This is a genomic window from Glutamicibacter creatinolyticus (assembly GCF_006094275.1).
Taxonomy (GTDB): domain Bacteria; phylum Actinomycetota; class Actinomycetes; order Actinomycetales; family Micrococcaceae; genus Glutamicibacter; species Glutamicibacter creatinolyticus.
In genome coordinates this window covers 2,427,190-2,448,396 of record NZ_CP034412.1, presented here as the reverse complement: position 1 = coordinate 2,448,396, position 21,207 = coordinate 2,427,190, and the positions used below count along the sequence as shown (strand labels likewise).

19 protein-coding genes are annotated in these 21,207 nt (G+C 66.6%); 12 read left to right on the top strand and 7 right to left on the bottom strand.

Annotated features, from left to right (window positions below; genetic code table 11):
* The first annotated feature begins 74 nt into the window (after positions 1-74).
* Positions 75-2,198: a phenylacetic acid degradation bifunctional protein PaaZ gene (gene paaZ / locus GcLGCM259_RS11245; RefSeq protein ID WP_175419408.1), complete on the top strand. Its 2,124-nt coding sequence runs from the start codon at positions 75-77 to the stop codon at positions 2,196-2,198.
* Positions 2,199-2,401: 203 nt separating this feature from the next.
* Here the strand turns inward: paaZ and GcLGCM259_RS11240 are convergent, their stop codons facing one another.
* From GcLGCM259_RS11240 to GcLGCM259_RS11215, 6 genes are all read right to left on the bottom strand, one after another.
* Positions 2,402-3,082: a nicotinamide mononucleotide transporter gene (locus GcLGCM259_RS11240; protein ID WP_138926643.1), complete on the bottom strand. Its 681-nt coding sequence runs from the start codon at positions 3,080-3,082 to the stop codon at positions 2,402-2,404.
* Positions 3,083-3,261: 179 nt separating this feature from the next.
* Positions 3,262-3,879 carry a TetR/AcrR family transcriptional regulator gene (locus GcLGCM259_RS11235; protein ID WP_138176982.1) on the bottom strand — a complete coding sequence of 206 codons (618 nt, stop codon included), beginning with the start codon at positions 3,877-3,879 and terminating at the stop codon, positions 3,262-3,264.
* Between the two features lie 109 nt (positions 3,880-3,988).
* Complete coding sequence (locus tag GcLGCM259_RS11230; RefSeq protein ID WP_054821471.1) at positions 3,989-5,308, bottom strand: phenylacetate--CoA ligase family protein; 1,320 nt, start codon at positions 5,306-5,308, stop codon at positions 3,989-3,991.
* A gap of 130 nt (positions 5,309-5,438) precedes the next feature.
* Positions 5,439-5,879 carry a hydroxyphenylacetyl-CoA thioesterase PaaI gene (gene paaI, locus GcLGCM259_RS11225; RefSeq protein ID WP_054821979.1) on the bottom strand — a complete coding sequence of 147 codons (441 nt, stop codon included), beginning with the start codon at positions 5,877-5,879 and terminating at the stop codon, positions 5,439-5,441.
* An 84-nt stretch (positions 5,880-5,963) separates the two neighbouring features.
* Positions 5,964-7,031, bottom strand: coding sequence for a GNAT family N-acetyltransferase (locus GcLGCM259_RS11220; protein WP_138176985.1), 1,068 nt, complete (start codon positions 7,029-7,031; stop codon positions 5,964-5,966).
* On the bottom strand, positions 7,031-9,196 hold the full coding sequence (locus GcLGCM259_RS11215; RefSeq protein ID WP_138926642.1) for a S9 family peptidase: 2,166 nt from the start codon (positions 9,194-9,196) through the stop codon (positions 7,031-7,033). Before GcLGCM259_RS11215 ends, GcLGCM259_RS11220 begins: the two co-directional genes overlap by 1 nt.
* A 303-nt stretch (positions 9,197-9,499) precedes the next feature.
* Here GcLGCM259_RS11215 and GcLGCM259_RS11210 point away from each other — a divergent pair, with 303 nt between their 5' ends.
* The 8 genes from GcLGCM259_RS11210 to GcLGCM259_RS11175 all read left to right on the top strand — a co-directional run bounded on the left by GcLGCM259_RS11210 (position 9,500) and on the right by GcLGCM259_RS11175 (position 16,566).
* Positions 9,500-10,897 (top strand): amino acid ABC transporter substrate-binding protein/permease, encoded by a 1,398-nt coding sequence (locus tag GcLGCM259_RS11210; protein WP_138177583.1) that lies wholly within the window; start codon positions 9,500-9,502, stop codon positions 10,895-10,897.
* Positions 10,894-11,652: an amino acid ABC transporter ATP-binding protein gene (locus tag GcLGCM259_RS11205; protein ID WP_138176990.1), complete on the top strand. Its 759-nt coding sequence runs from the start codon at positions 10,894-10,896 to the stop codon at positions 11,650-11,652. Before GcLGCM259_RS11210 ends, GcLGCM259_RS11205 begins: the two co-directional genes overlap by 4 nt.
* Positions 11,653-11,937: 285 nt before the next feature.
* Complete coding sequence (gene paaA / locus GcLGCM259_RS11200) at positions 11,938-12,924, top strand: 1,2-phenylacetyl-CoA epoxidase subunit PaaA (protein ID WP_138176993.1); 987 nt, start codon at positions 11,938-11,940, stop codon at positions 12,922-12,924.
* 3 nt (positions 12,925-12,927) lie between these two features.
* Positions 12,928-13,221, top strand: a complete 294-nt coding sequence (paaB, locus tag GcLGCM259_RS11195; RefSeq protein ID WP_138176996.1) for a 1,2-phenylacetyl-CoA epoxidase subunit PaaB — start codon at positions 12,928-12,930, stop codon at positions 13,219-13,221.
* Positions 13,218-14,078 (top strand): 1,2-phenylacetyl-CoA epoxidase subunit PaaC, encoded by an 861-nt coding sequence (paaC, locus tag GcLGCM259_RS11190; RefSeq protein ID WP_138176999.1) that lies wholly within the window; start codon positions 13,218-13,220, stop codon positions 14,076-14,078. The genes paaB and paaC overlap by 4 nt, the downstream gene beginning before the upstream one ends.
* 46 nt (positions 14,079-14,124) lie before the next feature.
* Positions 14,125-14,613: a 1,2-phenylacetyl-CoA epoxidase subunit PaaD gene (paaD, locus tag GcLGCM259_RS11185; RefSeq protein WP_138926641.1), complete on the top strand. Its 489-nt coding sequence runs from the start codon at positions 14,125-14,127 to the stop codon at positions 14,611-14,613.
* The gene (gene paaE / locus GcLGCM259_RS11180; RefSeq protein WP_138177002.1) at positions 14,610-15,770 is read left to right on the top strand and encodes a 1,2-phenylacetyl-CoA epoxidase subunit PaaE; all 1,161 of its coding nucleotides are present in this window, start codon (positions 14,610-14,612) and stop codon (positions 15,768-15,770) included. Before paaD ends, paaE begins: the two co-directional genes overlap by 4 nt.
* A 10-nt stretch (positions 15,771-15,780) precedes the next feature.
* Positions 15,781-16,566, top strand: a complete 786-nt coding sequence (locus GcLGCM259_RS11175; RefSeq protein WP_138177005.1) for an enoyl-CoA hydratase/isomerase family protein — start codon at positions 15,781-15,783, stop codon at positions 16,564-16,566.
* Between the two features lie 151 nt (positions 16,567-16,717).
* Here the strand turns inward: GcLGCM259_RS11175 and GcLGCM259_RS11170 are convergent, their stop codons facing one another.
* Complete coding sequence (locus GcLGCM259_RS11170; RefSeq protein ID WP_171021222.1) at positions 16,718-17,170, bottom strand: Lrp/AsnC family transcriptional regulator; 453 nt, start codon at positions 17,168-17,170, stop codon at positions 16,718-16,720.
* 226 nt (positions 17,171-17,396) lie between these two features.
* Here GcLGCM259_RS11170 and pdhA point away from each other — a divergent pair, with 226 nt between their 5' ends.
* The 3 genes from pdhA to GcLGCM259_RS11155 are packed head-to-tail and all read left to right on the top strand — an operon-like array spanning position 17,397 to position 21,058.
* Positions 17,397-18,560 (top strand): pyruvate dehydrogenase (acetyl-transferring) E1 component subunit alpha, encoded by a 1,164-nt coding sequence (gene pdhA / locus GcLGCM259_RS11165; RefSeq protein WP_138926640.1) that lies wholly within the window; start codon positions 17,397-17,399, stop codon positions 18,558-18,560.
* Position 18,561: 1 nt separating this feature from the next.
* Positions 18,562-19,644 (top strand): alpha-ketoacid dehydrogenase subunit beta, encoded by a 1,083-nt coding sequence (locus tag GcLGCM259_RS11160; protein ID WP_138926639.1) that lies wholly within the window; start codon positions 18,562-18,564, stop codon positions 19,642-19,644.
* 4 nt (positions 19,645-19,648) lie between these two features.
* Entirely contained in the window at positions 19,649-21,058 is a 1,410-nt protein-coding gene (locus GcLGCM259_RS11155; RefSeq protein WP_138927240.1) for a dihydrolipoamide acetyltransferase family protein, read from the top strand.
* The last annotated feature ends 149 nt before the right edge of the window (positions 21,059-21,207 follow it).

Below are 21,207 nucleotides of genomic sequence, written 5' to 3'. Positions count from 1 at the left end.
AAGTGTTGGCTATCACGCAATACTGTTACTCTTAATCCTAATACTGACCGATCGTTCAGGAAGGAATTGTGTCGATGTCGACTGCCCAAGCCACTGTGGTGCCTAGTTTCATCGCCGGAGAATGGATCAGCCCGCAGGCCGAGGGCGGCACGCAGGTGCTCGATGCGAACACCGGCCAGCCCGTTGCCACCGTCAGCGCCCGAGCGCTGGACGTGGCCGGCGCACTGGACTACGGACGCACCGTGGGACAGCGTGAACTGTCCGGTCTCTCGCTGCACCAGCGCGCCCTGAAGCTCAAGGAATTGGCGCTCTACCTGAACGAGCGCCGCGAAGAGCTCTACGAGATCTCCTACCGCACCGGTGCCACGAAGATCGATTCGATGGTCGACATCGATGGCGGCATCGGGGTGCTGTTCACCTTCTCCTCCAAGGGGCGGCGTGAACTGCCCAACTCCAATGTGATCCTGGATGGGCCCACCGAGCCGCTGAGCAAGGACGGGTCCTTCATCGGCACCCACATCTTCACCCCCATGGCCGGGGTGACCGTGCAGATCAACGCGTTCAACTTCCCGGTCTGGGGAATGCTGGAAAAGTTCGCCCCGGCCTTCATCGCCGGGGTCCCGACCATAGTCAAGCCCGCCAGCCCCACCGGTTACCTCTCCGAGGCCGTGGTGCGCATGATGCTGGACTCCGGACTCCTGCCCGACGGCTCGCTGCAGCTGCTTTCCGGTTCGGCCCGGGATCTGCTGGACCACATGGACTACCGGGACATGGTGGCCTTCACCGGGTCGGCGGCGACCGCCAACAAGCTCAAGGCCCACCGCAACGTGGTGGATGGCGGGGTGAAGTTCACCTCGGAAACCGACTCGCTGAACGCCGCAATCCTCGGCCCGGACGCGGTCGAGGGCACCGAGGAGTTCAACGCCTTCGTCAAGGCCGTAGTCAGCGAGATGACCAGCAAGGCCGGGCAGAAGTGCACCGCCATCCGACGCAGCATCGTGCCCGAGCAGCTGGTTGACGCCGTCATCAAGGCCGTCGGCGAGCGCATCGAGGCCCGCACCGTGATCGGCGATCCACGCGTGGAGGGCGTGACCATGGGCGCGCTGGCCTCCCTGGACCAGCTGCGCGACGTGCGCCAGGCGGTGCAGGACATGCTGGACGCCGGCGGCGAACTGGCCTACGGCTCGCTGGATGCCCCGCGGGTGCGCACCAGCGGCGAACGCACCGAGATCGCCCAGGACGGGGCGTTCATGGCCCCGGTGGTGCTGCGCTGGTCCGATCCGGCCAACCCGATCCTGCACTCGCGTGAGGCGTTCGGCCCGGTCTCCTCCGTGGTCGGGTACCGCAGCCTGGATGAGGCGGTGGAGCTGGCCGCGCAGGGCGCCGGCTCCCTGGTGGCCACGGTGTGCACCAATGACCCCGAGGCGATGCGTGCCCTGACCCTGGGCATCGCCGCCCACCACGGGCGCGTGCACATCCTGAACCGGGAAACCGCCCGCACCTCCACCGGACACGGATCCCCGGTGCCGCACCTGGTCCACGGTGGGCCGGGACGCGCCGGCGGCGGCGAGGAGCTGGGCGGCATCCGCTCGGTGATGCACCACATGCAGCGCACCGCCGTGCAGGGCTCGCCGAACATGCTGACCGCGCTGACCGGGGTCTGGCACACGGGGGCGGACCGGCAGATCGCCGGCAGCGCCAAGTATGGGGCGCAGCCGGGCAATGTGCACCCGTTCCGCAAGTCGCTGGCCGAGCTGCGCATCGGCGACGCGCTGGCCTCGGACCTGCGGGAGGTGACCTTGGCGGAGATCACCGCTTTCGCCAATGAAACCGGGGACACCTTCTACGCGCACACCAACCAGAAGGCCGCCGAAGCCAACCCGTTCTTCCCGGGCATCGTGGCCCACGGCTACCTGCTGGTCTCCTGGGCCGCGGGACTGTTCGTGGAACCGGCGCCGGGGCCGGTGCTGGCCAACTACGGGTTGGAGAACCTGCGCTTCATCACCCCGGTGGGGGCGGGGGACTCGATTCGGGTGACCCTGACCGCCAAGAGGATCACCCCGCGCGTCACCGACGAGTACGGGGAAGTGGCCTGGGATGCGGTGCTGCACAACCAGAATGACGAGATCGTGGCCACCTACGATGTGCTGACCCTGGTCGAAAAGCAGAATTCCATCTACGCCAACTGGACCGACTAGTTCCCCAGTCCGGCTGCCCAACTGGGGCAGCCACCCAGCGGCCCGCCGCCGGCACATCATGCGCCGGCGGCGGGCCGCTGGGCTTTGGTCTCCCGCGGTGCGGTGAATCCGCAACGAGCTGATGCAAAGAACTCCCCGCCAGAACCGCCGCCCCCAAGGGGCAGCAGGTTCCGACGGGGAGTTCTTTCCCTGGGCGCTAACGGCTAGGGTTGGGTCTCCAGTGCGGCCTCGGCGGCAGCGTCGGTGCGCCGCGGCAGCTTACGCCATGCCCACCAGCCGTAGAGCGAGGCCAGGACCATGAACACCCAGGTGCCCAGCAGGGCCAGGGCCGGGTTGTTGCTGAAGATCGCCACCACGTACGCCAGCGAGCCAAGGGCCATGAGCAGCCAGCCCGGACGCCAGCCGCAGGCGATCAGGACGAAGGAGGTGATCACCAGCGCCTCGGACAGGAAACTGACCCAGATCACCGAGGTGCCGGCGGTAAAGGCAAAACCGCTGGTGAGCATCTCACCCAGGTGCAGCGCGGTGAGCACCGCCACCAGGATGACGCTCAGCGCCCAGGCGCCGGGACCAAACGTGCCCAGGGTGACCTTCCGGGTGAACTTTCCCTGGAATTCATAGCGGGAGAAGCGCCACAGGCCGAAGGCCGCGAGGATGAAGTAGGGCAGCGCGTAGATCAGCAGCTTCAGGTCGTACTGCAGGGCAATGACTAGCGGCCCGGCGAAGACCGAGAGCATCTGTGCCCACCAGCCCAGGTCGTTGCGGTGCGCCAGCAGCAGGCAGGCAATCACCGAGAGCAGGGCGCTGAGCGAAAACAGGGCAACCTGGGTCCCGGACTGGGTGCCCGGCAGCTGCGAGAAAAGATTAAAGAATAGTTCTTCCACGACACTACTTAGCTAGTTAGGCAATGATAGGGGTCGGCGGGCGCTGCCTGCCGGCGGGGCAGGGAGGATCACCCGGTCCGGGACCGGGCCCAGCGCATCACCATGCACCTTCACGATGCTATATCTGAAACCTGTGAAGCAATCTCAGCCGGCCACCCGGGAGCTGGCACCCCGGGGCGCTAGGGGCGCTGGACGTGCAGCCCGTCAAACACCATGGAAATCGCGTGCTGCTCCAGGCCTGCGGCGGTGATCACACCATCCTCCCGGTACCAGTCGACGACCGAGTTGATCATGCCGAACAGCAGGCGGGCGGTGGTGCGTGGCTCCAGGTCCTGGCGCAGGGAGCCTTCCTGCTGGGCCAGGGTCACCAGTTCTGCCAGCTTGCGGTCCACCGCGCGGCGGCGCTCCAGGGCAGCGCGTTCCAGGGCGGTGTTGCCGCGCAGGCGCAGCAGCAGGGTGACGTAGGAGCGCTTGGCAACCAGGATCCGCACGGTGGCGCGCAGGAAGTATTCCAGGCGCTCGTCGGCGCTGCGCCCGTGGGTGTGCTCGTCCTCGACCACCGCCTCCAGCGGGATCAGGGCCTCATCCAGGGCCAGGCGCAGCAGGTCCTCCTTGGAGGGCACGTGATGGTAAATCGCGGACTTGCTGATCCCCAGCCGGTCGGCGAGCTTGCCCATGCTGGTGGCGTCATAGCCGTGGAGGTTGAAAAGCTCCACCGCGATCGCCAGCACGGAGTCCTGGTCGTAGCCGGGCCGGCCCCGACGGGCGGAGACGTTAACTGTTTCGGTTTCAGACATGATTCCTCGATTATCCCATTACGGAAGACAAAAACGGAGTGTGGGCGCAAACACCGGTTTGCCCCCACACCCCGTTGTGGCCGTACCCGCCGGGTGGCGGATGCGAACGCTACAGGTTGCGCATGTCGTAGATGCGCTTGAGCTTGCCCATGGAGCGCTCCAGGGTCTCGGGCTCAACGACCTCGATGGCGCAGCTGGAGCCAATGTGGATCTTGATCAGCGAGGCCAGTTCCTGCCCGGCGGTGGAGACCTCGTGGGCGGTCGCGTCACTGCGGCGCTCGACCTTGACCGCCAGCTGGTCCATGCGTCCGGGGCGGGTGAGCACCAGCTGGAAATGCGGGGAGAGGGCCGGGACCTTCAGGATCAGTTCCTCGATCTGGCTGGGGAACAGGTTCACCCCGCGCAGGATGATCATGTCATCGCTGCGCCCGGTGATCCGGCCCATGCGGCGGTGCCCGGGCCGGGCGGTGCCGGGCAGCAGCCGGGTCAGGTCATGGGTGCGGTAGCGGATGATCGGCAGCGCCTGCTTGGTCAGCGAGGTGAACACCAGTTCGCCGTGCTGCCCGTCGGGCAGCACCTTGGTTTCGTCGTAGGCGTCCAGGATCTCCGGGCGGAAGTAGTCCTCCCAGATGTGGCTGCCGTCCTTGAGCTCATTGGATTCCCCGGCCACTCCCGGACCCATGACCTCACTGAGGCCATAGATGTCGCAGGCGTCCAGCCCGAACATCTCCTCCAGCTCGTGGCGCATCTCCTCGGTCCACGGCTCGGCGCCAAGCACCGCCACCTTCAGCGAGGTGCCGCGCGGATCCAGGCCCATGCGCTGCATCGCATCGCCAATGGTCAGCAGGTAGGTGGGGGTGCACAGGATGGCGTCGGGCTGGAAGTCGTGGATCAGGGTAATCTGCTTTTCGGTCTGGCCCCCGGACATCGGGATGACCGTGGTGCCCAGCTTCTCGGCCGCCGCGTGGGCGCCCAGCCCGCCGGTGAACAGGCCGTAGCCGTAGGCGTTGTGCACCTTCCAGCCCGGCTTGACCCCGGACAGGCGCAGGCAGCGGGCCCCGAGTCGGGCCCAGTCATCCAGGTCCTTCTGGGTGTAGCCGACCACGGTGGCCCGCCCGGTGGTGCCCGAGGAGGCGTGCAGGCGGGCGATCTGGTGCTGGGGTACCGCGAACATCCCGAACGGGTAGGACTTGCGCAGGTCCTCCTTCTCGGTGAAGGGGAACTTGGCCAGGTCGGACAATTCCTTCATGTCCCCCGGGTGCACACCGGCCGCGTCGTACTTCTGGCGGTAGTACGGAACATTCTGGTAGGCGTAGGCGATGGTTTCCTGCAACCGGGTGAGCTGGATCGATTCGATCTCATCCCGGCTCATCAGTTCCTCGGGATCCAGCGGGTTGGGTAGCTCTTCGCGTTCGGGGTTCTGGGTCATGCTCAAATCTTTCGTTCGTGATGTGGTGGGGCCGTGCGCACCGGCGGACCGGTGCGGGGGAGCCAGGCTGCCCGGGCTTTTGCTGCGCCGCCTTCTGGTGGGACGCCCCGGGGCCTGGTCGGGAGCGGTGTCAGGCCGGCTTGGGGATGGTGCGCGAGCGGCCGCGGAAGACGGCCAGCAGTTCCTCGTCTCCCTGCGGGGTGTCCTGGGTGACTCGGATGTCGTACACGCCGCTGCGGCCCTGTTGGGCGACCCGCTGTCCGTGGGCGGTCAGCGTGCGTCCGGGAATGCCTGGCTTGAGGAAGTTGATGTCCACCCCGGAGGCCACCGTGATGGTTTTGTCGCTGCCCTCGGCCGGGTTGCAGCTCAGGGCGAAGGCCGTATCGGCCAGGGCGAAGACCATCCCGCCGTGGGCGATGCCGAAACCGTTGAGCATCTCCTTGCGCAGTTGCATGGTGATGGTGGCGGTGCCGTCCCCCAGCTGCAGCACTTCAATGCCCATCCATTCGGTGGCGTAGTCATTGGCCAGGATGGCGTGGGGGAGGGACTTTTCGACTTGTGTTTCGCTCATGGGCACCCCTGCAGGAATTATTTACCGAACGATCATTAGGTAATAATGAATTGTGACTCAAGTCAAGTCGGGGTGTCTACTGTTTCACGCCGTGGTGGGCAAAGAGTCTTCCGGGAATCCGTGGACGATTTGCTCCAGCAGGCCCAGGATGAACGGCTCCTTGATCCGGTTGTAGTCCATGACCAGACCCTGGTGAGCGGTGCGCTCATTGAGTTGGCCGGCCGCGTCGAGCTTGGCCCGAGCGTACGCCCGCCGCATGGCCGGGTCGGAGCGCAACCGGTCACGCAGCAGCACCATCCGGCAGTGCTCGGCGCTGCCCAGCGCGAAGAGGTGGATATTGGCCTCCAGCGTGCTGCCGGTGGCCAGCTGCTTGAACAACCGGTGCTGGTGCCAGCCCGGCTCCCGCAACCAGAACAGCAGCCCGGCCGCGCGCAGCTGCGGCACGTAGGAATCCTCGTCCCGCGGATCATCCACCAGCAGGTTGATGTCAATGACCGGCTTGGCCGCCAGCGCAGGCACCGAGGTCGAGCCCACATGCTCAACCACCTGCGCGGTGGCCCCCAGGGCCCGGCGCAGGCGCTCGGCCAGCTGCTCAAAGTGCTGCGCCCAGCCCGGGTCGGCGGGCACCACCTGGATGCTGCCCGGGGCCGGTGCCCCGTCAAGATACTGAAGCCCCGGATCGCCGGTGGGCCGCTGACGCAGGGCGGCCGGGTGCGCCAGCGTGCACCAGTAGCGGGTGGCCGCGGGCCAGCGCGGATCCCGCGGCGCCCGGGAAACCAGAAAGCCGCGGGCCCGGTAGAAGCCGATGGCGTCATCATCCGTGGCGGCCACCACCGTGGCCTGCTCGGCCGTGCGCAGCGCCTGCACCAGGGCCGAAGCCACCTGGCGGTGCTGCGCCTGCGGCAGCACCGCCAGGTATTCCAGTTCCACACACTGCCCCGGACGGCGCCGGTAGGCGGCCAGGCCCACCAACTCTCCGGGGGAGGCAAACGCCCCGAGCAGGTGCAGCTGCGCGCAGTGCTGCACCAGGCCCTGCAGCCGTGCCGCGTCCGGTGGGTCCGCGGCCAGTCCAAGCAGCCTGGTGAACGCCGGTTCGGCGCACCACCGGGCATGCTCCAGCCACTGCAGTTCCACCGGCCGCGGGGAGCTCATCAGCTGTTCCCGGCCGGGTTCAGCCCCAGGGCATCGAGGGCGAACGCATAATCCCACGCCCGGTTCTTCCAGCCCTCGTAGCGGCCGGAGGCACCGCCGTGCCCGCCTTCCATCTCGGTCTTCAGCACGATCGGCTTGGTGCCGGTGCCCACCTCACGCAGCTTCGCCACCCACTTGGCCGGCTCCACATACAGCACCCGGGTGTCGTGCAGGGAGGTGACCGCGGCGATGCGCGGGTAGGGCACCGGGCGGATGTTCTCATACGGGGAGTAGGACTTCATGTACTCGTACACCTCGCGGTCCTGGATCGGGTTGCCCCATTCCTCCCACTCCAGGGCCGAGAGCGGCAGCTCCGGATCCAGGATGGAGGTCAGCGCATCCACGAACGGCACCTGGGCGATGATGCCCGCGTACAGCTGCGGGGCGAGGTTCGCGACCGCGCCCATCAGCAGCCCGCCAGCCGAACCGCCCAACGCCACGATCCGCTGCGGGTCGGCGATGCCCTTCTCGATCAGGTAGGTGGTGGCGTCCACGAAATCGGTGAACGTGTTCTTCTTGTTCAGCTTCTTGCCCTGCAGGTACCAGTCGCGTCCCAGTTCGCCGCCGCCGCGCACGTGGGCCACCACGAACACCACCCCGCGGTCCAGCAGGCTCAGCCGGGGGATGCCAAAGCCCGGGTCCATGGACATCTCATAGGATCCGTACCCGTAGATGAGGGTGGGCTGCGGGCGGGAGAGATCCACATCTACCCGGTGCATCACGGTCAGCGGGATCTGGGTCCCGTCCGCGGCGCTGGCCCAGTGCCGGGTGGCCCGGTAGTTGGCCGCGTCATAGTTGTTCACCGGGGTCTGCTTGCGCAACAGTAGCCGGTGGTCCTCCAGGACCAGGTCATAGACCCGGGCCGGCGTGAAGTCCGAGGTGTAGGCGATGCGCGCGACCGGGGATTCCAGGGAGGCGAACACCGGGGAGGCGGTGAACAGCTGCTCCTCGAACTGCGGCTCCAGCACTGGCTGCTGGGCGTCGGTGCCCAGCCCCTGCAGCGGCAGCAGCTCCACCCGCTCGCAGGTGTCCCGGCGCACCGAGAGCACCAGGTGGGTGGCGGTGATCAGAGCGCCCTCGCATTTGACGGTGGGCCGGTGCGGCACCACATCGGGCCACTGCCCGGGATCGGCTGCGGCACCGAGTTGATCGCGGGGCACCAGGGAGATCCGGTTGTTCGGTGCCTGGTGGTCGTGGGTAATCAGCACCTCGTCGGCGCGCTCGCCGGGCAGCAGGTCCACCGCGTGCAGCAGGCGCAGGGAACGGTCCACCAGCAGCTGGACCTCGGCGGCCGGATCCCGCAGATCCAGCACGCTGGTCTCGGAGTATTCGGAGTTGCCGCTGGAGATCAGCAGGTGCTCCCGGTCGGCGCTGAGCTCAAAGCCCAGCCACATGCCCGGGTCATCTTCCTGGAAAATCACCGCATCCTTACTCGGGTCGGTGCCCAGCACGTGTGCCCGGATCTGGTGGGGGCGCCAGGTCTCATCCACCACGGTGTAGAACACGCGGCGCGAATCGGGGGAGAAGGCCAACCCGTAGAACACGCCCTCGATGGTGTCAGCCAGCAGCTGCCCGGTCTGCAGGTCCTTCAGGTAGAGGGTGAAGCGCTCATCCCCGGTGGTGTCCACGCAGTAGGCCAGCAGGTTGCTCGTCTCATTGATGGCCATCCCGCCCAGCGCGAAGAAGGATTCGCCCTCGGCCAGCCGGTTGCCGTCCACCAGCACCTGCTCCCCGGGCAGCTCGGCGGCCGGGTCAATCACCGGCGGGGTCCAGTCCGCCTCCAGGTCCCCGGTGTCCGCGGCCTTGACCCGACTGTGGATCAGGTAGGGCTGGCCCTCCACGGAGCGGGTGAAGTACCACCAGCCGCGGCGCCGGGTGGGAACCGACAGGTCGGTTTCCACCGTGCGGGACTTGATCTCATCGAAGATCTCCTGGCGCAGCTGCTCCTGGTTCGCGCTGATCGCCTCGGTGTAGCGATTCTCGGCCTGGAGGTGCTCGATGACCTGCGGGTTCTGCTTCTCGCGCAGCCATTCATAGTCATCGGTGAAGGTATCACCGTGGTGGGTGCGGCTGGTCGGGCGCTTGGCGGCCACCGGGGGGTGCGGGATCTTCGATTCGGAATGCATGATCCCATCTAAACCCACCATCGCCCTGCCGGGGATGGATCTAGCCCTGCGCGAACCGGCGCGTCGCCCCGGCCGGAGGATCGCCAAAGCGCGGCGGGTACCTTCTACTCACCGATGGCTTTAGGCTAAAGCAAGGAGGTATGACCCAGATAACAAGCACAACACCTTGGAACCGCACCTTGGAAGAAAGAGTGAAACTTGGTGACAACTACACAGAATTCTGCGCGGCCAGAGCAACTGCGACCGCGCCGGGCCAGCGGCCCGCGGCAGTGGCGCCGCTGGCTGGCCAGCACCCTACTGGCCATGCTGGCCCTGGTCATCGGCGTCCCCGGCGCCGTGGCCCAGCCCGAGGACGGCGTCGAGGGCAAGACCTTCGTCATCGGCACCGACACCACCTTCGCCCCCTTTGAGTTCCGCCAGGGCGGGGATCTGGTGGGCATCGACATGGACCTGCTGCGCGCCATCGCCGAGGAGGAGGGGTTCAATGTTGAGATCCGCTCCCTGGGCTTCAACGCGGCCCTGCAGGCGCTGAGCTCAAACCAGGTCGACGGCGTGATCGCCGGCATGTCGATCACCGACGAGCGCAAGGAAGTCTACGACTTCTCCGAACCCTACTTCGAGTCCGGCATCCAGATGGCCATCGAACGCGGCAACGAGGACATCAAGGGCTACGAGGACCTCAAGGGCAAGACCGTGGTCGCCAAGACCGGCTCCGAGGGGGAAACCTTCGCCAAGTCGATCGCCGACGAATACGGGTTCGAGGTCAAGTCGCTGGACCAGTCGGCCACCATGTATGAGTCGGTCAAGGCCGGCACCGCGGTGGCGGTCTTCGATGACTATCCGGTGCTGGCCTACGGCATCGCCCAGGGCAACGGGCTGAAGACCGTGACCGAGAAGGAGCCGGCCGGATCCTACGGGTTCGCGGTGAACAAGGGCAAGAACTCCGCGCTGCTGGCCGCCTTCAATGACGGGCTGGCCAAGCTGAAGGACAGCGGGGAGTACGACAAGATCCTGGACTCCTACCTGGCCGATCCGGCCGCCTCCAGTTCCGGCGGCTTCTTCGACCTGCTCAAGCAGTCCTTCCCGGCCCTGATGATGGGTCTGAAGAACACCCTGGTGGTCACCGGGATCTCCTTCGTGGTGGCGATGGCGCTGGGTCTGCTCTTCGGATTCCTGAAGATCTCCCGCAACATCTTCGCCCGCGGACTGGCCACCGGCTTCATCAACCTCTTCCGCGGCACCCCGATCCTGGTGTGGGCGTTCTTCTTCTACTTCGGTCTGGCCCAGCTGATCGGGCAGAGCGTGAACATCTGGGTGGCCGGCGTGCTGACCCTGTCCCTGAACGGCGCGGCCTACATCGCCGAAATCGTGCGCGGCGGCGTGCAGTCGGTGGACCCTGGACAGTTGGAGGCCTCCCGCTCGCTGGGCCTGGGATACGGCAAGTCAATGCAGAAGGTCGTGATCCCGCAGGCGTTCAAGATCATGACCCCGTCGCTGATCAACCAGCTGATCATCATGCTCAAGGACTCCTCACTGCTGCTGGCCATCGGTTTTGGCGAACTGCTCTACCAGGGCCAGCAGATCTACGCGGCGAACTTCCGGGTCACCGAGACGCTGCTGATCGTGGCCGTGATCTACCTGGTGGCCATCCTGGCCCTGACCAAACTGGCGAACTTCGCCGATCGGAGGTTTAACAAGTGAGTGAAGTCAGCGAAAAGCGGTCACGCCAACCGAAGATCCAGGTCGAGGGGCTGCGCAAGTCCTTTGGCAGCAACGAGGTGCTGCAGGGCATTGACCTGCAGGTGGCCGAGGGCGAGGTGGTCTGCGTGATCGGGCCTTCCGGGTCGGGCAAGTCCACGCTGCTGCGGTGCCTGAACAAGCTGGAGGAAATCACCGGCGGCACCGTGGTGGTCGATGGCTTTGACGTCACCGACCCCAAGGTGGACATCAATGAGGTCCGCCGCCACGTGGGCATGGTCTTCCAGCACTTCAACCTGTTCCCGCACATGTCGGTGGCGCAGAACATCATGCTCGCCCCCGTGGAGCTGCGCAAGATGTCGCGTTCCGAGGCCCGCACCCGCGCCCTGGAGCTGCTGCGCCGGGTGGGGCTGGAGGAGAAGGCCGATGCCCGCCCCGCCTCCCTCTCCGGTGGGCAGAAGCAGCGTGTGGCGATTGCCCGCGCGCTGGCGATGAGCCCGGGCATCATGCTCTTCGACGAGGCCACCAGCGCCCTGGACCCGGAAATGGTCGGTGAGGTGCTGCAGGTGATCAAGGAACTGGCCGATGAGGGCATGACGATGGTGCTGGTCACCCACGAGATGGGCTTTGCCCGCGAGGTGGCCGACCGGGTGGTGTTCATGGCCGACGGAGTGGTGTGCGAGGAAAACGTCCCCTCCGAGCTGTTCGGCAACCCGCAGCAGGCCCGCACCCAGGACTTCCTGTCCAAGGTGCTCTAACGGCTGGCTGCCGCCACGCAGACGGCGCCCGTTCCGGTGTCCTGGCCCTTGGGGCCGGAGACCGGGGCGGGCGCCTTCGTGTTGGGAGGCGACTACCGCCGGCGGGAGGGCAAGGGGCCGGAAGAACCTGCGGATTTCGCCGGCCGCTTCCGGCCATTGGGCGGGGGAGCGGGCCGTGCGGCGCAGCTTGTGCTGTAAGCGGTGACTCATGTTGACGTGATGCGTGACTCACCAATATACTGAACGAACGGTCGGTAAATATCTTTGACATCAGTGAGGTGAACCATGGCCGCAACCACACAGAATGATTCGCAGCTTAGCGCCGTTCCCAGTTATGAGGAACAGCAGTCGCAGGCCCGTTTCGATGCCATCATCGACGACGATTCGCGCATCGAGCCCCGCGACTGGATGCCCGAGGCCTACCGCAAGACCCTGACCCGCCAGGTCTCGCAGCACGCGCACTCGGAAATCATCGGCATGCAGCCAGAAGCCAACTGGATCACCCGCGCCCCGTCGCTGAAGCGCAAGGCCATCCTGATCGCCAAGGTGCAGGACGAGGCGGGCCACGGCCTGTACCTGTACTCGGCGGCCGAGACCCTGGGCACCGCACGCGATGAGCTGAACGAGCAGCTGCTCACCGGCCGGGCCAAGTACTCCTCGATCTTCAACTACCCGGCCCGCACATGGGCGGACATGGGGGCCATCGGCTGGCTGGTCGATGGTGCGGCCATCGCCAACCAGGTGCCGCTGTGCCGCGCCTCCTATGGCCCGTACGGCCGGGCCATGGTGCGCATCTGCAAGGAAGAGTCCTTCCACCAGCGCCAGGGGTTCGAGATCCTGCTGGCCCTCTCCCGCGGCACCGAGGCGCAGAAGAAGATGGCCCAGGACGCCATCAACCGCTTCTACGAGCCCTCGCTGATGATGTTCGGGCCGCCTGATGAGCAGTCCCCGAACTCCAAGCAGTCCATGGCCTGGAAGATCAAGCGCTTCTCCAACGACGACCTGCGCCAGCGTTTCGTGGGCATGATCGCCGAACAGGTCAAGGTGCTGGGCCTGACCCTGCCGGACCCGGAACTGCGCTTCGATCAGGAGTCGGGCAAGTGGATCCACAAGGATCTGAACTGGGATGAGTTCATGAGCGTGATCAAGGGTGGCGGTCCGATGAACGCCCACCGCATGGAGCGCCGCCGCGCCGCCCACCGCGAAGGTGCCTGGGTGCGCGAAGCCGCCGCAGCATACGCCAACAAGCAAGCACAAAGTGAGGTCGCCTAAACGATGAGCACCCAGAAGAACCAGTGGCCGCTGTGGGAAGTCTTCGTGCGTTCCTCCCGTGGCCTGTCCCACGTACATGCCGGTTCGCTGCACGCACCGGACGCCCAGATGGCCGTGCGCAATGCACGGGATCTGTACACCCGGCGCAACGAAGGTGTGTCGCTGTGGGTCGTGAAGTCCGATGACATCATCTCCTCCGACCCGGGGGCGAAGGATGAATTCTTTGAATCGCCCAAGGGCAAGGACTACCGCCACGCCACCTACTACAAGGCCAGCGAAGGGGTGAAGCACCTGTGAAGTCCGATGAACTGGATGCCACCCTGGACAGCTTCGGCGACGCGCTGGCCTCGGCCACCCGGGTCACCCCGGGCAACGCGCTGCGCCCGGAGGACATCGCCCAGGATGGGGTCAAGCCCTCCGAGGCGGTCGCCCAGTACGCGCTGCGCCTGGGGGACGACTCGCTCATCCTCTCCCAGCGCATGGCCCACTGGGTCTCACGCGCCCCGGAACTCGAAGAGGACGTGGCACTGGGGAACATCACCCTGGACCTGCTGGGCCACGCCCGCTCGTTCCTGACCTACGCTGGGCTGGCGTGGGACAAGACCGAGGATGAGCTGGCCTACTTCCGTGAGGAAGAGGACTTCACCTCCCTGCACATCGTGGAGCAGGACAACGGGCACTTCGGGGTGACGATCATCCGGATGCTGTTCGTCTCGACCTTCCAGATGCTGCTCTACCGTGAGCTGATGAACTCTTCGGATGAAACCCTGGCGGCCATCGCCGCCAAGGCCGAGAAGGAAGTGCACTACCACCACGACCACGCCGAGCAGTGGACCATCCGCCTGGGCCTTGGCACCGAGGAATCGGCCGCCAAGATGCGCCACGCACTGGAAATCATGTGGCCCTACGTCTCGGAGATGTTCGCCGACGAGCCGCTGCACGATGAGCTTGAGGGCATCGCCGTGCGCCCCTCCACCCTGCGCGCAGCCTGGGATGCGGAAATCACCCGCGTCCTGGACGCCGCCGGACTGGAAGCCCCGCAGGTGCCGCAGGCCATGTGCCGCGGACGCCAGGGCGAACACTCGGAATACCTGGGCTACATTCTGGCCGAAATGCAGGTCCTGGCCCGCAAGCACCCGGGCGCGACCTGGTAGCAATCTTTTCGAACCGAATGGGTGAGCAGAGATGACGAAGCAAAGCATGAGCACCGATCACGAGAAGCTGCAGCACATCGCCTCCAAGGTCAATGACCCGGAGATCCCCGTGCTGAGCATCGCCGATCTGGGGATCCTGCGCAGGGTCGAGCAGCTGGAGGATGGCACCGTCCAGGTGACCATCACACCGACCTACTCCGGCTGCCCGGCCATGGACGTGATCACCCAGGACCTGCACCACGCCTTCGAGGACGCCGGTTACCATAAGGTGGACGTCAAGCTGGTGCTCTCACCGGCCTGGACCACCGACTGGATGAGCGAGGACGGCAAACGCAAACTCAGCGAATACGGCATTGCCCCGCCCACCGGCACCGGCCACCGCGGCCCGGTGACCCTGGGGCTGAGCGTGAAATGCCCGCGCTGCCACTCCCTGAAGACCCGTGAACTCGCCCGCTTCGGTTCGACCGCGTGCAAGGCGCTGTACACCTGCAGCGACTGTTTGGAACCTTTCGACTACTTCAAGGTGCTTTCATGACTGAACAAACCACACCGACGCGCCGGCGGGCCACCTTCCACCGGTTGACCGTCTCCGAGGTCCGGCGCTTGACCAAGGACTCCATCGAGGTGACCTTCGCGATCCCGCCGGAGCTGTCCGAGGAATACGACTACGTCGCCGGGCAGTACGTGGCCCTGCGCAAGGAACTGCCCAACGCCGAGGGCGAGCTGCAGGAAGTGCGCCGCTCCTACTCGATCTGTGCCGCACCGACCGGCAGCGAGATCAAGGTCGCGATCAAGCGCGACCTGGGCGGGGTGTTCTCCACCTGGGCGAACGAGGAACTGGAGGCCGGCGAGCAGATCGATGTGATGAGCCCGGCCGGCGCCTTCATCTCCAAGCACAAGCTCACCGGGATGAACGACCCGACCAGCGTGGATACGCTCACCCAGGACCACTTCGTGGCCGTTGCCGCGGGCAGCGGGATCACCCCGGTGCTGGCCATTGCCCGCACCATCCTGGAAGCCAACGAGAACACGCGCTTTGACCTGATCTACGCGAACAAGGCCGCCATGGACGTGATGTTCCTGGAGGAGCTGGCGGACCTGAAGGACCGCTATCCCTCACGGATGGCCCTGCACCACGTGCTCAGCCGGGAGCAGCGCATCTCCCCGCTGCTCTCCGGGCGCATTGACGCCGAGAAGCTCACCGCACTGCTGAACTCCGTCATCCCGCACGACGATGTGGACGAATGGTTCCTGTGCGGTCCCTTCGAACTGGTCCAGCTGGTGCGCGACCAGCTCTCCGAGCTGCAGGTCCCGGCCGACAAGGTCCGCTTCGAACTGTTCACCACCGGTGAGCCGAACCGGCCGCAGGGCCAGATCGGCCGCCCGGTCGAGGTGGATGAGAACGAGGAAAGCTACGAAATCACCTTCAAGCTCGATGGGCTGCAGGGTGAGGTCAAGTCCCCGGTGCGCACCAATGAGACCGTGCTGAACGCCGCGCTGCGGGTCCGCCCGGACGTTCCGTTCGCCTGCGCCGGCGGGGTGTGCGGCACCTGCCGCGCGAAGGTCACTTGCGGCAGCGTGAAGATGGCCGAAAACTACGCGCTGGAGCCGGACGAGATCGAGGCCGGCTACGTGCTGACCTGCCAGTCCCATCCGACCAGTGACAAAGTCACCGTCGACTTCGACGCCTAGGAGCCGCCCGATGATCGAACTGAACATTGCCGATTCGGTGGCCACCGTGGTGCTGAACGCACCGCAGAAGATGAACGCGCTGGACGAGGCGGCCCTGGCCGAACTGTCCGAGGCCTATGACCAGGCGGCCGCCCAGGTGCAGTCCGGTCAGGTGCGCGCCCTGCTGCTGCGTGGGGAGGGCCGCGGGTTTTGTGCCGGACGGGACATCTCCGGGGTGAACCCGGCAGATGATGACGTCATGGGCTACCTCGACGGCAAGGTGCAGCCGCTGCTGCAGAAGATGTCGGCGTTTCCCGCCCCGACGTTCGCCGCGGTGCACGGCGCCTGCCTGGGCGTCGGGCTGGGCCTGGCCGTAGCCACCGACGTGGTCTACGTGGCCGAGAACGCGAAGATCGGCTCCCCGTTCGCCAACCTGGGCGCCACCCTGGATTCGGGCGGTCACTGGTTGTTCACCGAACGGCTCGGCGCCCACCGGACCCTGGATCTGATCTATACCGCCGAACTGATTTCCGGCACCGAGGCGGTGCGCTCCGGGCTGTTCTCCCGGGCCTTCGCCGCGGAGCAGCTGCTGGAGCAGACCGGGCAGATCGTGGCCCGGGTCGCCAACGGCGCCACCCAGGCGTTCGTGGCCTCCAAAGAACTGGTCGCCCAGATCCGTGACGAGCGGGTGGGGCTGTGGGCGTCCATGCGCGCAGAGAACAAGGCCCAGGCGGCCCTGTGCGACACCGCCGACTACGGCGAGGGCTTCAAAGCCTTCCAGGAAAAGCGCGCGCCGCGGTTCACCGGCCGCGGCTGACAGCACTGGCGAACACCGCCACCGACCGCACGCAGCCTCCGGCAAAGACACCGTCTTTTCCCGGAGGCTGCCTGCGTTGACCGGCACCGCGCCCAGCCGGAGGGGCAAGGCGCCGGAACAGCGGCCGGCCCAGGGGGCTGCTGGACGCCCCCTACCGGGTGTCGGCGTCCTCGAAAATCAGCAGCGTCTGGGTGTCAAGCACGGTGGGCAGGGATTGGAGGCGTTCAAAGACCACCCGGCGCAGGTCCAGGTTGTCCTTGGCCCGCACCAGCAGGATCACATCGAAGTTCCCGCCCACCAGGCCCACGTGGTGCACCTCCGGGATGGAGGCCAGATGGTCCCGCAGCTCCCGCCACGAATGCTGGCGCAGCTTCAGGGTGACATAGGCGCTGGCCTTCAGTCCCGCCTTGACCGGGTCGATGACCGCCGTGTACCGGGTGATCACCCCGGCGTCCTGCAGGCGGGCAATGCGTGAATAGGCGTGGGCCCGCGAGACGTGCACCCGCTGTGCCACGGTGGTCACCGACTGGCGTCCGTCCCGGGTCAATTCGGCCAGGATCGCATGATCCACGTCATCGAGTTTGATCTCGGTTTCCTTGCTCACCAAAGCTCCTGAAACTGCGGGCGGACGAGTTCTCGTCAAAGCCCTGATGAATGAACTATTCGTCTACGAGTATAGGGAATATTCCCGCAACTTTCTGGGATCAGCCGCCGGACTGGCGACGAATAGTCATCGTTACCCATAATTGTGAACAAAGAATGTATTGGTGAGTGATTTCACACGACCCTCTGTGGTGGGTCACGCACCCGGTCAGGAAAGGTGGGTTGCCATGAGCACCGAACCCCGCGAAGACCTCATCACTGAAGTCAGCCGCAAATTCGGCATTTCCCCCGAGGACTACATGCTGCCGGCACGGCACATGATCAATCTGCTGAACCCGGACGGCTCGCTGCGCTCCACCGAGGAGCAGGGCGCGGAACCGGGGCACGAGTACCCGCTGCCCAGCCCCGCCGAACTGCTGCGCGCCTACGAGGCGCTGGTGGTCGGGCGACGGGTCAACGACCAGAACTCGGCCCTGGTCCGCCAGGGCCGCATGGCCGTCTACCCCTCCAGCCACGGGCAGGAGGCCTGCCAGGTCGCTGCCGCGCTGTGCCTGCAGGATGGCGACTGGCTTTTCCCGACCTATCGGGACTCGGTGGCGGTGATGACCAAGGGTGTGGCCCCGATGGAGGTCATGACCAGCTTCCGCGGCGAATGGCACTGCGGCTATGACCCGAAGCAGTACCAGGTGGCCCCGATGTCCACCCCGCTGACCACCCAGTTGCTGCACGCGGTGGGTGTTGCCCACGCCGCAAAGCTGCGCGGGGAGAACACCGTGGTGGTGGCCATGTGCGGCGACGGCGCGACCAGTGAAGGCGACTTCCACGAGGCCCTGAACTTCGCCGCCGTGTTCAACCTGCCGGTGATCTTCTTCGTGCAGAACAACAAGTACGCCATCTCCGTGCCGCTTTCCCATCAGTCGGTTGCCCCGTCGCTGGCCCACAAGGCCGTGGGCTACGGCATGGCCGGCGAACGCGTGGACGGCAACGACCTGATCGCACTGATGGCCGTAATGGGCCGCGCCGTGCGCCTGGCCCGCGAGGGCTCCGGCCCGCTGATGATCGAGGCCCACACCTACCGCATGCAGGCGCACACCAACGCCGATGACGACAAGCGCTACCGCGAGGACGCGGAGGTGGCCGAATGGGTGGCCAAGGATCCGGTCAAGCGCATGGAAGCCTACCTGGCCGACTCCGGGCTGCTGGAGTCCGAGGCCACGCAGCGGATCACCGACCACGCCGAAACCGTGGCCAAGACCCTGCGCGACGGGATGAACCAGGACGCGGACACCGACCCGCTGGAGCTGTTCAACCACGTGTATTCGACCCCCACCGCCCAGCTGAAGGAACAGTCCGCACTGCTGGCCGACGAACTAGCCCGCGAGGAGGCATAAGGTGACTGCAACCGCATCAGCCGAGAACGGCAACGTCAGCGCCGAAACCGCACACGCCGCCGCAGCCAAGGCCGCGGCCAACCAGCCGGTGACCTTCGGCAAGGCCCTGAACACCGCCCTGGCCGACGCGCTGAGCGCGGATGAGTCGGTGGTCATCTTCGGCGAGGACGTCGGAGTGCTTGGCGGGGTCTTCCGCATCACCGACGGGCTGACCGCCCGGTTCGGTTCCCACCGCTGCTTTGACACCCCGCTGGCCGAATCGGGCATCGTGGGCATGGCCGTGGGCATGGCCATGAATGAGATGCGCCCGGTGATTGAGATGCAGTTCGACGCATTCGCCTACCCGGCCTTCGAACAGATCGCCTCGCACGTGGCCAAGATGCGCAACCGCACCCAGGGCCGCCTGCCGCTGCCGATGGTCATCCGCATCCCCTACGCCGGCGGCGTGGGCGGGGTGGAGCACCACTGCGACTCCTCCGAGGCCTACTACGCCCACACCCCGGGGCTGAAGGTCTTCACCCCCTCCACCGTGCAGGACGCCTACCTGATGCTGCGCGAGGCCATCGACTCCCCGGACCCGGTGGTGTTCTTTGAGCCGAAGAAGCTGTACTGGACCAAGGACCAGGTGGACCTGGAGGACCTGGCCCGGCAGTACGAGGCGCAGCGCGCGGCGAAGACCGAGGGCACCGCCCGCATCGCCCGCCCGGGCACCGACGCCACCCTGGTGGCCTACGGCCCGAGCGTGTCCACCGCCCTGGAGGCGGCCAAGATCGCCGCCGAGGAGGGCCGGAACCTGGAAGTCATCGACGTGCGCACCATTGTGCCGTTCGATGATGAGACCGTGGCCGCCTCGGTACGCAAGACCGGACGAGCCGTGGTGATCGGCGAAGCCCAGGGCTTCGTGTCCGTGGCCAGTGAAATCACCGCCAGGATCCAGGAGCGCTGCTTCCACTCGCTGGCGGCCCCGGTGCTGCGGGTGACCGGGTTCGACATCCCGTACCCGGCCCCCACCTTGGAAAAGCACCACCTGCCCAGCGCCGAGCGCATCCTCGACGCCGTCGACCAACTGCAATGGGAGGCCTAACGTGATCAAGACATTCCTGCTCCCCGATCTGGGGGAGGGCCTGACCGAGGCCGAACTGGTGCGCTGGATGGTCGCCGCGGGGGACACCGTGGCCGTGGACCAGCCCATCGCCGAGGTGGAGACCGCCAAGTCGCTGGTGGAGATCCCCTGCCCGTTCGAGGGCGTGGTGCACCAGCTGCACGGGGAAGCCGGGCAGATGATGCTGGTTGACGAGCCGTTCATCTCCGTGGCCACCGAGGCCGGGGAAACCGGCGGCCAGGACTCCGGTTCGCCCGCGGACTCCGAGCCGGCCGAGGGGGCACTGTCCTACCGTGAGGAGGAGCGTGCCGGAACCACGGCCCCGCAGGCCGAGGACGAGGGCAGCGGCAACGTGCTGATCGGCTACGGCACCGGCGCGGCCAAGTCCACCGGCAGCCGCCGGCGCCGCCCGCGCGCCGGCAGCGTGATCACCACCCCCGGACCGGCCAATGAGCAGGCCCCGCTGGTGATCAACCCGATCGTGCGCAAGATGGCGCGCGATCACGGGATCGACATCGCCACCGTGCAGGGCACCGGCCAGAACGGGATGGTGCTGCGCAGCGACATCCAGTCCCGCATCGACTCCGCAGCCCCGGCGGCGGCCAGCACCCCGGCCCCGGCAGCCACCCCGGCCCCGGCTGCGGCGGCCAGTGCCCCGGTCGGCGCCGGGCAGACCGATTCACGCACCGGCCTGCCGGTGGCCGAATCCACGGTGCTCTCCGGCGTGCGGCGCACCATCGCCAACGCGATGAGCACCTCGCGCCGGGAGATTCCCGAGGCCACCGTCTGGGTGGATGTGGATGTCACCAAGCTGCTGAAGCTGCGCGCCAAGGTCAAGGAAAGTGCCGGCAGCGCCCCGAGCATGCTGGCCATCATCTCCCGCTTCGCGGTGCTGGGCCTGAAGCAGTTCCCGGAACTGAACAGCCGCATCGAGGTGGGGGCCGACGGGCAGCTGACCCAGACCCGTTTTGAGGGGGTGAACCTGGGCTTCGCCGCGCAAACCGAGCGGGGCCTGGTGGTCCCCAACGTGCGCGGCGCCCACCAGCTGAACGCACAGCAGCTCTCGGCCGAGTTCGCCCGCCTGGCCTCGCTGGCCCGCGAAGGCAAGGCCGGGGTGTCGGACCTGTCCGGCAGCACCTTCACCATCAACAACTACGGGGTGTTCAACGTGGATGGCTCCGCGGCGATCATCAACTACCCGGAGGCCGCCATCCTGGGCATCGGCCGGGTCGTGGAACGTCCCTGGGTGGTCAAGGGCAAGGTCAAGGTGCGTTCGATCTGCGAGCTGACGCTCAGCTTCGACCACCGCGTGTGTGATGGCGGCACCGCGGCAGGCTTCCTGCGCTTCGTCGCCGATGCGATGACCAACCCGCAGCACGCGGTCATTTCACTGTAGCGGCCACCGCCACCCGGCGTGGAGCACGACGCCCGGCTTTCGAGCCGGGCGTCGTGCTTTTAACCCCGGAGGACTCTTTCGGCTCGGGATTTGCCCCACCGGGGCCGCGCGGGAGAGGATCAAAAGCAAAGAATGATGTGACCTGCAAC